Raw genomic sequence first — 13,639 nt, 5'->3', positions numbered from 1 at the left:
CGCCATCTATTCCACCTTCCTGCAGCGCGCCTATGATCAGGTGATGCATGACGTGGTGCTGCAGAAGCTGCCGGTGCGTTTCGCCATCGACCGCGCGGGGCTGGTGGGCGCCGATGGCGCGACCCATGCGGGGTCGTTCGACATCGCCTATCTGGGCTGCCTGCCGGGCATAACGCTGATGGCGCCCAGCACCGAACTGGAACTGCTGCACATGACCGCAACCGCGGTCGCGTTTGACGAAGGCCCGATCGGGCTGCGCTATCCGCGTGGCAACGGGCTGGGCCTCGACCTGCCCGCGGCGGGCGAGATCCTCGAGATCGGGCGGGGCCGGATCGTGCGGGAAATGAGCCGCCAGTCCGGACCGGAACAGGGCGGCATCGCCATCCTGTCGCTTGGCCCGCGTCTGGCCGAGGCGCTGAAGGCCGCCGACATGCTTGCAGCCCAGGGCCTGTCGCCCACGGTGGCGGATGCCCGCTTCGCCAAGCCGCTGGATACCGCCCTGATCGAACAGCTTGCGCGCAACCACGCCGTGCTGATCACGATCGAGGAAGGATCGGTCGGTGGCTTCGGGTCCTATGTCATGACGCATCTGGCGAAAACCGGCCTGCTCGACCGTGTCCGCTTCCGCCCCATGACCCTGCCCGACCGCTTCATCGACCACAACACGCAGGATGCGCAATATATCGAGGCAGGGCTGGATGCGGCGGCAATCACCAATACCGCCCTTGATGCGCTGGGTGTCGGAATCAGCATGACGCAGCCCTTGCTAAAGACAGCAAACGGACCGAAATCATGAACATTATGAAATATGTCCTGAAAACCACCTCGCTGGCGCTCTGCGCCGGGCTTATGGCGGCGCCCGTCATTCCGGCCGTCTTCCCCATCAACGTGGCCCATGCCGCCAGCGCGACCGACGCGCAGGTGCAGGAACCGATCAAGTCGCTATATGCAGCGCTTGACCGGATTCAGGCCAAGAGCGCCGGTTCGTTCGAACAGCGCGCACAGGTACTGGCCCCCGCCATCGACCGCGCATATGACATGCAGGCCGTGCTCGCCTCCTCCGTCGGCCCCCGCTATGCCGGGCTGCCCGATGACCAGAAGCAGCTTCTGCTGTCCACGTTCCGCCAGTTCACGATCGCCCGCTACGTCTCCAGCTTCAAGCCGGGCAGCGACGCGCGCTTCACCATCGATCCCGGCGTGACGGCTTCCCCCGTGGATGGGGAGCGCATTGTTATAACACGAATCGGCTCGTCCGATGACCCGAACGGCACGGAAATCAACTACGTCATGCGTTCCGGTGCGAAGGGATGGCAGATCGTTGACGTGCTGCTCAACGCCCATATCAGTCAGGTCGCGGCCCAGCGCGCCGATTTCAGTTCCGCGCTGGCGGGTGGCAATGTGCAGAAACTGACGGATCTGTTAAAGAAGAAGATCCAGAGATTCTCGGAAGAGTGATATCACAACTCTCCGATACCGTTTTCTGATTCGCTCCATACGCGGGACCTTGCCGGAAAGATAATGTCTGTTTTCAACGCTCTTGTTTCACCCGCCGGACTGGCCGCAACCATTGCGGCCGCCGGGTGCATGCAGGCAGCGCTAGGCACTTTTCTGGTCTCGCGTTTCCGCTGGCAGGAAAAACGGGTGGACCGGTCGGTGCCCATGCCACCGGTCTCCGTGCTCAAGCCCCTCCACGGCGACGAACCGCTGCTGGAGGAGGCGCTTGAAAGCTTCTGTACGCAGGACTATCCGCACATGCAGATCGTCTTTGGCGTGCAGGACGAAAACGATGCCGCCATACCGATCGTGCGCCGCCTGATGGAACGCCATCCGGACGTGCCCATGAAACTGGTGATCGATCCCACCTTCCATGGCGTCAACCGCAAGATCGGCAACCTGATCAACATCATGACCTGCGTGGAACATGATGTGCTGGTCATTTCCGATTCGGATATCCACGTCGCCCCCGACTACCTGCGTCACGTGGTCGGCGCGCTGGTGCCGCCCGATGTAGGGCTGGTCACCACGCTGTATGCCGGGCTTCCGGCATCATCCAGCGTGCCGCGCCTGCTGGCCGCGTGCCAGATCAACCACAACTTCCTGCCCGGCGTGATGCTGTCGCGCTATCTCGGGCGGCAGGACTGTCTTGGTGCGACCATGGCGCTGCGGCGGTCCATGCTGGAGAAGATCGGTGGCCTTGCCGCCCTCGTGCCGCATGTGGCCGATGATGCGATCCTGGGCCGCTATGTCCGTGAACAGGGCAAGGATATCGCCATCGCCGCGTGCATGACATGGACGACGGTGGGCGAGACCTCGATGCGGGAGGTGCTGGCGCATGAACTGCGCTGGGGCCGGACCGTCAAGACACTGGAACCGGTGGGCTACGCCGCATCGGCCATCCAGCTTCCCCTGTTCTGGGCCACTGTCGCCATGGTACTGGCGCCACATGCGTCCTGGACATGGTTTTTCTTCCTTGGTGTGTGGGGATGGCGGGCAGTATGTTCCTTCATCCTGGACCGGACGCTGGCGCAACGCAGCCTGCTGCCGTTACTGCTGCTGCCCCTGCGGGACTGGATCTCGGCCGCCGTGATGGTTGGCAGCGTTACAGGCACACGGGTTGCCTGGCGCGGACAGACGATGCATGTCACGCCACATTCGGTTATGACACCACGATCCCAGCCGGCTTCCCCCGGTGACTGACCCCCCGCCGGCAGGCCAGACTGCCGTAAGATACCAACCCTGTCGTTAATAAGAACGGGTATTAAGGGAACCCCGTTCCCCGCCAGAACCCGAGGATACGCGTAGCATGATGAAGACCCTCTTTCTCCAGCCGCCTTCGTTTGATGGATTCGATGGTGGAGCCGGTTCCCGCTATCAGGCCAAGCGGGAAATCAAGTCGTTCTGGTATCCGACATGGCTGGCGCAGCCCGCCGCCATGGTCGAGGGCAGCCGCCTGATTGACGCACCGCCCGCGCGCATGGGCATGGAGCCCATTCTGGAAGACGTGCGCAACCGTGACCTGGTCATCATGCACACCTCCACCCCGTCCTTTGCGTCGGATGTGCGCGTAGCCCAGATGCTCAAGGACGCGAACCCGAAGGTGAAGATCGGCATGGTTGGCGCCAAGGTTGCCGTCCAGCCGGAAGAAAGCCTGCTCAACGCCCCGCCGGTCGACTTCGTGGCGCGCAACGAATTCGACTTCACCATCAAGGAAATGGCGGAAGGCCGCGACTGGAAGGATGTCGATGGCATCTCCTGGCGCGATGCTGATGGCAAGATCGTCCATAACCGCGACCGCGCGATGATCGAGGACATGGACAGCCTGCCGTTCGTGACCGAAGTGTACAAGCGTGACCTGAAGATTGAAGATTACTTCATCGGTTACCTGATGCACCCGTATATTTCGATCTATACGGGCCGTGGCTGCAAGTCGCGCTGCACCTTCTGCCTGTGGCCGCAGACAGTGGGTGGCCACCACTACCGCACCCGCAGCCCCGAGCATGTGGCGGCGGAAATCCGTCTGGCGAAGCAGTATTTCCCGCAGGTGAAGGAATTCTTCTTCGACGACGACACCTTCACCGATGACCTGCCGCGTGCGGAAGCGATCGCCAAGGAACTGGGCAAGCTGGGTGTGACGTGGTCGTGCAACGCCAAGGCCAATGTGCCCCGCAAGACGCTGGAAGTGCTCAAGGCCAACGGCCTGCGCCTGCTGCTGGTCGGTTACGAAAGCGGCAACCAGCAGATCCTGCACAACATCAAGAAGGGCATGCGCGTCGAAACGGCGCGTGAGTTCACCAAGAACTGCCACGAGCTCGGCATCAAGATCCATGGCACCTTCATCCTCGGCCTGCCGGGCGAGACGAAGGAAACCATTCAGGAAACCATCCGCTTCGCCACCGAGATCAACCCGCACACACTGCAGGTCTCGCTCGCGGCGCCCTATCCCGGCACGTTCCTGCACCAGCAGGCGACCGAGAACGGCTGGCTGGATGAAAAGAACGCCGAACTGATCGACGATAACGGCGTGCAGATCGCACCGCTGCACTACCCGCACCTGTCGCACACCGAAATCTTCCAGAGCGTGGAAGAATTCTACCGGAAGTTCTATTTCCGTGCGCCCAAGATTATGTCGATCCTGAACGAGATGGTCCGCAGCCCGCAGATGATGAAGCGCCGCCTGCGCGAAGGGGTGGAGTTCTTCCAGTTCCTGCGCGAACGCCGCGCCGCCTGATCCGGCCAGTCTGCGTCATCCCATGCCGGGACCTTCGGGTTCCGGCATTTCTTTTTTCAAGCCACCCGGTTTTCCACCATGAAGCGCGTCATCATATCCGCCGATGATTTCGGCCTGTCCGAAGAAGTCAACGAGGCGATCGAGATCGCCCATCGGGACGGGCTGCTGTCGACCGCGAGTCTCATGGTGTCCGGCCCCGCCGCAGCCGACGCCGTGCGCCGGGCCAAAAAACTGCCGGACCTGCGCGTGGGGCTGCATCTGGTTGCAATCGAGGGACCGGCCACCCTGCCCCCTGCCGACATTCCGCTGCTGGTGCCGCAGGACGGGCAGTTCCCCTCCGACCAGTTGAAGCTGGGTGTGGAGTATTTTTTCCGTCCCGCCGTGCGCCGCGAACTCGCCGCCGAGATCGAAGCCCAGTTCCGCGCCTTTGCTGCAACGGGACTCGCGTTGGACCATGCCAATGCCCACAAGCACATGCACCTGCATCCCACCGTGGGGCATTACCTGATTGAAAGCGGATTGCGTTACGGGCTGCGCGCGGTGCGCGTGCCACTGGAACCACCCAAGCCCCTGTATGCCGCCGGAACCTATACCGACACGCTGGGTGATGCCGCGCTGCGCCGCTGGACGGGTCTGCTGCGCCACCAGCTACACAAGGCGGGCATGGTCACGAATGACTGGTGCTTCGGACTGGCATGGAGTGGTCACATGACCACCGACCGTGTCTCGGCCCTTGCCGCGCACCTGCCCGATGGCCTGTCGGAAATCTATTTCCACCCGGCCACGGCAAAGAATAAACTGCTTCAGAAACTCATGCCCACCTATGAGCATGAAGCGGAATTCCGCACGCTCTGCGCGCCGGGTTTCCGTTCGGGACTGGCGCATGCGGGCGCCACACCCACAACATGGACGGACGTAGCCCGCGCCCGCTAGGGACGCAGGCCACATCCCATCGGCTCAGCCGATGTTGCTCTGCACCCATGCCTTGAGCTGGCTCTTGGGCATCGCACCCGTCTGGGTCGCTACCGGCGCACCATTCTTGAACAGGATCAGGGTCGGGATGCCACGCACGGCGTAATCGTTGGGCGTGCGGGGATTTTCATCAATGTTGACCTTGGCCACGGTCAGCTTGCCCTTGCCTTCCGCCCCGATTTCATCCAGCGCGGGGGCGATCATCTTGCACGGCCCGCACCATTCCGCCCAGAAATCGACCAGAACGGGTTCCTTGGATTCCAGAACAAGCTTCTTGAACTGGTCATCGCTGACGGCAATCGTGTTTTCGCTCATCACTTATTTCTCCTTTGCGGTGGCATGAAGCCACCCCCTTGATCCTACTGACATGGCCACACCCGCGCACGCGGTCAAGACTGCGCTCCACCCTTTGTGCGCGACGGCCCATCCGGCGCGTTCTGGTCCAGCAGGGCGGAAGGCAGGATGTCAACGCGCACCCCTTCCGTCCAGACCAGCGCGCATACGACCTCCTGACCCGGATAGACACCCCGCAGCAGCGCACGATAGGCCGCCATCTGCCGCAGGTAGAGCACCGGGGTCTGCCCGACTTCCGCCGGTGGGTGGCGGTTGGTCTTGAAATCACAGACCGTGACCCTGCCCCCGCTGACCGCCATACGGTCCACCTGCCCCACAATGACCTGCTGCCCCACGATACCGGCCAGCGGCTGCTCGGCACGACTGCCGGGCGCGAACAGGGCGGCCAGATCGGGACGGTCCATGACCGCCAGAACCTGTGTCACCAGTTCATCGCACAGCGCAGGCTCCAGACCCGCCGCCGGGCGGGAAAGCCATGCATGCGCCAGCTCCGCCCGCTGGTCCGGGGGACAATCAGGCAGGTACTGCAGCAACGCATGCACCAGTTGCCCCCGTTGCAGGGCACGGGCCCGCCGGGTGGCCGTATCGGCGCGGTCGCGGACCATGTCCGCCGACAGCAGCGGCGAACGCACGGCAGGCTGCGGGCCAAGGCCGATATCATCGGGGCGGCTGGGGGCCAGCGGACGGGCAAGCGGTCCCTCCACCACCGGCATGACGGGCTGCCAGCGCGGGGCATGACCCATCCAGTCCGGCAGGGTCACGTCAGGGGCCATTACCCTGCTGTCCGTGCCATGCCCTAGCTGCGGCGTGGGAGCGGGTGAAATGGCCCGTGCCTCCTCCAGCACCAGACTGTCACCCTCCCAACCCAGATCGAAGGGCTGGACCGTGGCCGCCGCACCTGTAAAGCCCTGACGGCACAGGTCGTACCAACAGCCATCGGGTATGCCCCGGCGCGGTTCCCACCCACACACCACCAGCCGGTCGCTGGCGCGGGTCAGCGCGACATATAGCAGGCGGTTATATTCTTCCGCCGCGGCCAGCCTGATCTTTTCCTGCAGACTGGCGGTCGTGTCCGTAACCAGTTCCCGCCGGGGCACCCATATCGGTATGTCCAGTTTGGTCGCCCGGTCGCGTTCCCACAGGATGGCGGTATCGGAACGCGGGGTCGCGACCGTATCGGGCAGGACCACAAGACGCGCCTGCAATCCCTTCGCCCCGTGCGCGGTCATGACACGGACCATGTTGGCCGAGGCATCGGGTTCATGGCGCACGGTTTCATCCGACGCATTGAGCCAGTGCAGGAACCCCTGCAGGGAAATGGCGTGCGTTTCCTCGAAACGGAGCGCCGCCGACAGCAGTTCGTCAACCGGCTCCACCGCTTCCGGGCCAAGACGGGCCAGCAGACGCGCACGACCGCCCAGCGGGCCAAGCGCTTCGGCCAGCAACTGATACGGCGTTGCGTAATCAACCTGCCGGAACAGGGTATTGAGGCAATGCCATGCAGCCGACCAGTCGGGCCGCTCAGCGTGGCAGGCGCGCAGCACGGCCCATAGCGGCTGTCCATCACGCCCGGTTGCCAGATCCATGAGCGACCTGTCATCCAGACCACCCAGCGGCGATGTCAGGACGCAGGCAAGGGTCAGGTCATCCTGTGGCAGCAGAAGAGCCGCGCACAACGCCATCAGATCCTGCACCGCAAGCTGGTCCGTCAGCACGGTGCGCACCAGCGTCGCCACGGGCACGTCATTGCTCTTGAGCGCACGGATCAGCGCACGCGCGAACGCGGAACGGCGCGGCACGAGGATCAGCACATCCCCTGGTGCCAGCGGGGTTTCACCCGGCGGAGGGACGCGCCGCAGTTCTGCTGCGATCCATGCCGCCAGCGTATCCGCCAGCCGCTGCTGCGCCGTGGACTGTCCGGCATTGTCGCGCGGGGCCATCCACGGGCTTACATCCGTCTCATCCACCACGACGGGCACGGGCGGCCAGATTTCCACCCGCCCCCCCTGCCCCGGACGTGCGGTGACATGGGCGGGGACGGAGCCATCCGGTTCCACCACGCCACGTGCTGCGGCGGGATTGGCGAATACACTGTCCACCAGTTGCAGAACGGGGGCTGTGGAGCGGAAGGAGACCGTCAGCGCCGGTTCGCGCCATGTGGCTTCCGCTGCCTGCGCGCGGTCGCGGAAACGCTGCCGCCATGCGCGGAAGGCTTCGGGATCAGCACCCTGAAAGGAATAGATCGACTGCTTGTAATCGCCCACCGCGAAAATGGTGCGGGGGCACCCGTTTTCATCCCGCGTGCCTTCGCCTGCGAAGAATTCGGATGTCAGGCCACCGGCTATGGCCCACTGGTCGGGGGATGTGTCCTGCACCTCATCAAGCAGCAGGTGGTCAATGCCGCCATCAAGCTTGTACAGCACCCACGCGGCACCCGGATCGCGCAGCAGGTCCAGCGTGCGGTCGATCAGGTCATCATAATCGACCATGCCCTGTGCGCTCTTGCGCGTGGCGTAGCGTTCCAGCACGGGCTGGGCGATAGACAATAGCGCGCAGGTCAGTTCAAAGACCGTCAGGGCGCGAAGCTGTGCATCAACCCCGATCACCCGGTCCGCTTCCGCCAGCAGGATGTCAGCCAGCCCTTCACGCGCCGCGTCGATTTTGGGGTTCAGGCCACCACGCTTGCGCGGCGCACCTTCGCGCGTCAGAAGCGCCTGCCGCCATACGGTCCACTCCGCCGCCCGCGCCGCCGTATCACTGCCCAGCCATGCCAGCATGGCTTCAGCCTGCACCCGGACCTTGGGCGATCCCGCGCTGGCGACAAAACGCAGGCCATCGCGCAGGGCTTCCTCATCGGGAATGGTGGCGCAGGCGGCGTGCAGCACTTCATCCGCGCTGCGTCCGCTCAGGCCCATCATCCGCATCAACGCCGCTTCCACGCTGCCGCGGTCGTCCACCCACTGGCGCGCCAGTGGCAGGATACGGCGGGACTGGGCCTGCAGGCTTGCGATCAGCGTGGTGAATTCCCCCACCCCGATCTGCCCCGCCAGCAGGCTGACCGCCGCGCCGCCGCGCCCCACGATATCCTCCACCGCCGCGCGCTGGGCCAGGCGGGCATCGGTTTCCTCGATCAGGGTGAAATGCGGGCTGATGGCGGCCTCGACGGGAAAGCGCCTCAGCAGCGACTGGCAGAACGCATGGATGGTGCCAATGCGCATCCCGCCGGGCAGGTCCAGCACCCGGGCGAACAGTTCGCGCGCGACACGGCGGCTTTCCTCGCCCGTCGGCACCGACAGGCGGGCCAGTTCGGTATCCAGCGCCTCATCGGGCAGCATGACCCACTGTCCCAGCCGGTTCTGCAGGCGGATGGACATTTCCGCCGCCGCCGCCTTGGTAAAGGTCAGGCACAGGATGCGGGCGGGATCGCTACCGGGCACGCGGGTCGGCGTGCCGTCACGATCCGGCACGATGCGCGGCAGCATAAGGCGCAGCAGGCGGTCGATCAGCAGCTTGGTCTTGCCACTTCCTGCCGAGGCGGAGACGAATACCGAAGCCTGCGGGTCGGATGCCAGTGTCTGGCTGCGGTTGGCGATGCCGATGGCATCCGCCGTGCTGTCATGGGGCAGAATGGGTCTGTTCATCCGCCATTCTCCTCACGCGCGGCGCTCCATTCCGCAACCCGCGCCAGATGCGCGTAATCAGCGAAGCGCGGTTCTTCCCCCGGAAAGGGATGGGACAGGTAAGGCTGGTCGGGATTGTCATAGGCACTGACCAGCGCACGCAGCCCCGCGCGGCAACTGGCGATCAGTTCCGCCAGTTCCTCCCCCCGCGCGACATCAAGCACCTGCGCCGGGACGTGGCCCCCCGTCAGCCGCCAGTACACCAGTTCCGATACGCTACCCGCAACCGGGGGAGGGAATCCGCCGCATTCGATCATCGCCGCTTCCAGAACAAGCTGGGACTGCCAGCCTTCCACCACGCTACGCCGCAGGGGCAGGGTGCCGGTCTTGTAATCGAACAGGCTAAGCCCCCCATCCCCATCATGCAGGTCGATCCGGTCCGCGCGGCCACGCAGGATAAACGGACCACCGGGCAGGTCTTCCAGCCGCATCCGGCCGCTCAGTTCCGTCAGGACCGTGCGGGGCGTGCCGGTGGCGCGACGCGCTTCCTCCGTCCGGGCGCACCATGCGGCGATACGGTCCAGCCGGGGCGCCCACCACGCGGCAAGGGCGGGACGCAGCCCGGCCTCGCGCAGCACCTCGGCAAAAACCGCCTGCATCCGTTCCGCCCCGCCTGCGGGCCAGTCGGATGGATGGGCGCGGAACCAGCGTTCCAGCGCCGCATGCACGATCTGGCCATAATCGGCGGCATCAGCCAGTTCTTCCAGATCCGCAAGCCTGCGCAGGCGCAGGATGCGACGCGCGTAGATGGCGTAGGGATCGCGCATCCATGTCTCGATTTCCGTCACCGACAGGCTGCGGGGGCGCAGGCCAACGGGCGGGCAGGGCCGTGGCGGGGAAACGGGGGTCGCCACGCCCCCTTCCGGCCGGTCCAGACTGTCCAGCCAGCGCAGCGCCGGATGTACGGGCAGGCTGCGCCCATGCCCCGCCAGATAGGCGTCAAGCCGCACCAGCCACCGTGCGGGCACGGTTGGCGCGCCCTGCCGCCGGGCCGCGACCGACAGCACGACCTGCCCTGCGGCACACGCGCAGGACACGAAATCCCGCGCCGCCTGACCAATCCCCCATTCCGGGCTGGGCAGGCCGACGCGGGTGCGCATCGGGCGGCTCATCCACGGTCCGGGATCGGTCGCAGGTGGCCAGACGGTTTCCACCAGACCGCCGAGGACGATGGTGTCCGCCGTCTGCAACCGCGCTTCCAGCAGGCCCCATATGAACACACGCGGATGCGCCGCCATCCCGTCGCGCCCACGCACTGCCCGACGCCCGTGCACCGTCATGCCCGCCAGCGATGACGCCAGCAGCCCGTCCAGCGCGCCAAGCCGGGAATCGGGCAGCACGTCGCACCATGCCAGCAGCGCACTCATATGCTGGCCCAGCGCGTTGCCTTCCTCCCCCGCCCACAGCCGTTCGGCGCCATCCACCGTATCGGTCGCGGCAAGGGCCTGCGCGGTTTCGACCAGTGCCGCAAGCAGCACGGATACCGGCACCATGGTATCGCGCGGCAGGGCCAGAAGCGGGCCGAACACCGTTTCCAGCCGGTTGATGAAGGCGCTGATTTCTTCCGGCGCATCCGGCGCGTCGGCCAGTGCGCCATGCGGGTCTTCCGTCGCGCGCTGGAGCGCGCTGCGCAGTCCGGCAATCCCCGGCGGCGGGGCCGGGCCACGCAGCACGAGGCGTTCAAGCTGGCGGGCGCTGGCGCGGCATGTTCCCGGCGAAAGCCCGCAGGCCGCCAGCGGATGCTTGATGGCCGACAGCAGCGCCACCGGCGACAGGCCGCCATCCACCGCCTGCACGATCAGCCGCAGGAAGGCGGTCTGGGGCACGGTGAGCATGCTTTCACCCGCGCTGTCATCCGCCACCACGCCCCAGCGGACCAGTTCTGTCGCCACACGTCCGGCCAGTGCGCGATCGGGCGTGACAAGGGCTGCGCGCCTGCCGGGCCGTTCAAGCACCTGACGCAGGACCATGGCGATGGCGGCGGCTTCCTCCTGCTGGTCGGCGCTGCGCAGGATGGACAGGCCGTCCGCTTCCACCGGCACGTCGCGTTCGCGCCAGCGTTCCAGCGCATGGGCGGGCAGCAGGGCGCGCGACAGCAGACTGGCGCGGGAAACCGGACTGCTGGCCACGCAGTCATGCGGCAGACTGGACCATATTTCCATACCGGCACGCTCCACCCCCAGTTGCGCCAGCATATGGGCAGTTCCCGCCTGCGGGTGGTCGGGCGGAAGGTGCCGCCAGATGGCGTCGTCACATTCCATGTCCACACCCGGCAGGATCAGCATGCCGTCAGGCTGGTCCAGCACCGCACGCAACATGACGATGGTGGACGGCACGGCATCGGAAAAACCGGCAGCCCAGACGGGATAACCCGCTGGCGGCGGAGAATCACGCCACCGCGCGGCCTGCGCGTGCAGCAGGGCGGTCTGGCGGGCGACGGGGTTCATGACCCCCTGTTCCGCCAGCCATGCGGGCCAGACACTGGTGACAATGGACAGGAACTGCAGCGTCTGGTGCCAGTGCTGCGCGAAATCTCCCTCCGCCGCGTGGGGCAGGCGTTCGCACAGGTCACATTCGGCCCATTCCGCCTCGTCCATCAGTTCGGCCAGCGCACGGGCCAGTGGCCATGCCTGATCCACACCCTGCACATCACCAAACGCCTTGCCCGCCTGCATCACCAGCAGGGTCAGCGTAGCCAGGCGACGCATGGGGTCAACGGCGGGCGGCAGGTCCAGCGCGTTCTGGCCGGACAGGACAAGCGACGCCTCGTCCAGCGCGCCGATCGGCGCGATGCGCGGCAGCAGGATGGGACGGCCATCAACCTGCCGCACGAAGGCTTCGGTCAGGGCACGGCCCGCGCGGCGGCTGGGCAGCAGGATCAGGCCATTGCCGCATGCCTGCGGATCATGACCGGCCTGCTCCAGCCAGCGCGCGGCAATCTGATCGACAAACGGCACATGCGGCGGCACGACCGCCACCCGGCCCCGCACGGGGGCTGCGGCGCGTGCGCTCATATGTCGTTATCCACATCCGGGTTGAATACGGAATGCAGCGCGCGTTCCGCAGCGGCAATATCATCGGGGCGGGACAGGTGAAACCACAGCGAATCATGCACGATCACGCCCAGCCTGCCTGCGTCAATGGCACGATCCCACAGATGGTTCATGCTGAATCCGCCTTCGGGCGCCTGCGCAAACAGGCGGGGGGAGACAATCTGCATGCCAGTAAAGACGTAAGGCGTGATCTCGCCCGCGCGGGGGCGGCGCGGCCTGCCATGCGCATCAACCGCGAAATCTCCATGCCCCACTTCACCCACCGCGCGCGTCATCGCGCCCAGCAGCAGCATGGCGTCCATCGTGTCGGGATCGAACGCCGCTGCCAGCCGCCGCAGGGCGGGAACCGGGCCGTTAAGCCACATGACATCGCCATTGATCAGGTAAAACGCATCCGGCCCCAGCCGCCCCGCACGCAGGGCGGCGGCAGCACTTCCCCCGGTTTCCAGCAAGGTGGGTTCAGGCTGTTCGACCGTCAGCGGGCCACGGCCACTGGCCGCGCGATCCGCCAGCGCCCTGTGGATCGCATCGGGCTGCCAGTGGGCGTTGACCACCACCTGCTTCACACCTGCGTTTTCCAGCCGGTCAAGCGTATGATCGAGAATCGGCTGTCCGCCCACCCGCAACAGCGGCTTGGGGACCGATTCGCTCAGCGGTCGCATCCGCCGGCCCATACCGGCGGCAAAGACCATGGCGGTGGCCGGAATGTTCACGCTCATGATGCCTCTCCTGTCCGTGGGGCTTCCAGCGATGCAAGCCGCCCGTCCCATCCGCCCAGCCGCGCGATGCGCCCGCCTGCTCCATCATGCAGCAGATGGATGTGCAGCGCGCCATCAGGCTTCAGCGCGCCCAGACGGTCCGGCCATTCGACAAGGACGACGCCTTCACACGCATCGTCCCATCCCAGTTCATGCAACGCATCGGGACCATCAAGACGCCACAGGTCGAAATGCGAGATTTCGGTCCCGGCGGCCTCATAGACCTGTACCAGCGTATAGGACGGGCTGGGCACCTCCATTGTCGCATCCCCGCACAACGCGCGCAGCAGCGCGCGGGCAAGCGTGGTCTTGCCCGCGCCCAGATCCCCCTCCAGCAGCACGGCGTCGCCCGCGTGCAGATGGGCCGCCAGCATGCGGCCAAGGGCTGCCGTGGCCTGTTCGTCAGGCAGGGGAATGTCACGCATGCCCGTCATGATTCCCGGCCCTTACGTGGTTGTATTTCATGCAATGATTGTGCCCCCACCGGGCATGCGCGCACAAGGGGCGACGGCATGGGCACGCTTGAGGCTTGCACCGATGCGGACAACAACGCAAAACCGCATGCAGCCTATGCCTTTGACCAGACCATGGATT

At 65.7% G+C, this 13,639-nt stretch carries 10 protein-coding genes; 5 read left to right on the top strand and 5 right to left on the bottom strand.

The window, feature by feature from the left end:
• The 5 genes from CFR79_RS06705 to hpnK all read left to right on the top strand — a co-directional run.
• Nucleotides 1-796 (top strand): transketolase C-terminal domain-containing protein (locus CFR79_RS06705; protein ID WP_309146570.1); only part of this gene is annotated, 796 nt, incomplete at its 5' end.
• Complete coding sequence (locus tag CFR79_RS06700; RefSeq protein WP_102325445.1) at nucleotides 793-1,455, top strand: ABC transporter substrate-binding protein; 663 nt, start codon at nucleotides 793-795, stop codon at nucleotides 1,453-1,455. The genes CFR79_RS06705 and CFR79_RS06700, both read left to right, overlap by 4 nt.
• A 63-nt stretch (nucleotides 1,456-1,518) precedes the next feature.
• Nucleotides 1,519-2,697: a bacteriohopanetetrol glucosamine biosynthesis glycosyltransferase HpnI gene (gene hpnI, locus CFR79_RS06695; RefSeq protein ID WP_110547314.1), complete on the top strand. Its 1,179-nt coding sequence runs from the start codon at nucleotides 1,519-1,521 to the stop codon at nucleotides 2,695-2,697.
• Between the two features lie 106 nt (nucleotides 2,698-2,803).
• The gene (hpnJ, locus tag CFR79_RS06690) at nucleotides 2,804-4,228 is read left to right on the top strand and encodes a hopanoid biosynthesis associated radical SAM protein HpnJ (RefSeq protein ID WP_102325443.1); all 1,425 of its coding nucleotides are present in this window, start codon (nucleotides 2,804-2,806) and stop codon (nucleotides 4,226-4,228) included.
• Nucleotides 4,229-4,306: 78 nt separating this feature from the next.
• Nucleotides 4,307-5,161 carry a hopanoid biosynthesis-associated protein HpnK gene (gene hpnK, locus CFR79_RS06685; protein ID WP_110547313.1) on the top strand — a complete coding sequence of 285 codons (855 nt, stop codon included), beginning with the start codon at nucleotides 4,307-4,309 and terminating at the stop codon, nucleotides 5,159-5,161.
• Nucleotides 5,162-5,185: 24 nt separating this feature from the next.
• Here hpnK and trxA read toward each other — a convergent pair whose 3' ends face one another.
• The 5 genes from trxA to tsaE all read right to left on the bottom strand — a co-directional run bounded on the left by trxA (nucleotide 5,186) and on the right by tsaE (nucleotide 13,470).
• Nucleotides 5,186-5,515, bottom strand: a complete 330-nt coding sequence (gene trxA, locus CFR79_RS06680) for a thioredoxin TrxA (protein WP_102325441.1) — start codon at nucleotides 5,513-5,515, stop codon at nucleotides 5,186-5,188.
• A gap of 74 nt (nucleotides 5,516-5,589) precedes the next feature.
• A complete protein-coding gene (gene addA / locus CFR79_RS06675) occupies nucleotides 5,590-9,195 on the bottom strand; it encodes a double-strand break repair helicase AddA (RefSeq protein ID WP_110547312.1) in 3,606 nt (1,201 codons plus the stop codon).
• The gene (gene addB / locus CFR79_RS06670; RefSeq protein WP_110547311.1) at nucleotides 9,192-12,248 is read right to left on the bottom strand and encodes a double-strand break repair protein AddB; all 3,057 of its coding nucleotides are present in this window, start codon (nucleotides 12,246-12,248) and stop codon (nucleotides 9,192-9,194) included. Before addB ends, addA begins: the two co-directional genes overlap by 4 nt.
• Nucleotides 12,245-13,006, bottom strand: a complete 762-nt coding sequence (locus tag CFR79_RS06665) for a nucleotidyltransferase family protein (protein ID WP_110547310.1) — start codon at nucleotides 13,004-13,006, stop codon at nucleotides 12,245-12,247. The genes addB and CFR79_RS06665 overlap by 4 nt, the downstream gene beginning before the upstream one ends.
• Nucleotides 13,003-13,470 carry a tRNA (adenosine(37)-N6)-threonylcarbamoyltransferase complex ATPase subunit type 1 TsaE gene (gene tsaE / locus CFR79_RS06660; protein ID WP_102325672.1) on the bottom strand — a complete coding sequence of 156 codons (468 nt, stop codon included), beginning with the start codon at nucleotides 13,468-13,470 and terminating at the stop codon, nucleotides 13,003-13,005. The genes CFR79_RS06665 and tsaE overlap by 4 nt, the downstream gene beginning before the upstream one ends.
• Between the last annotated feature and the right edge of the window lie 169 nt (nucleotides 13,471-13,639).

It is taken from the genome of Komagataeibacter saccharivorans, assembly GCF_003207825.1.
Lineage (GTDB): Bacteria > Pseudomonadota > Alphaproteobacteria > Acetobacterales > Acetobacteraceae > Komagataeibacter > Komagataeibacter saccharivorans.
Note: the sequence above shows the minus strand (reverse complement) of the source record. Positions and strands in the feature narration are given on the sequence as shown.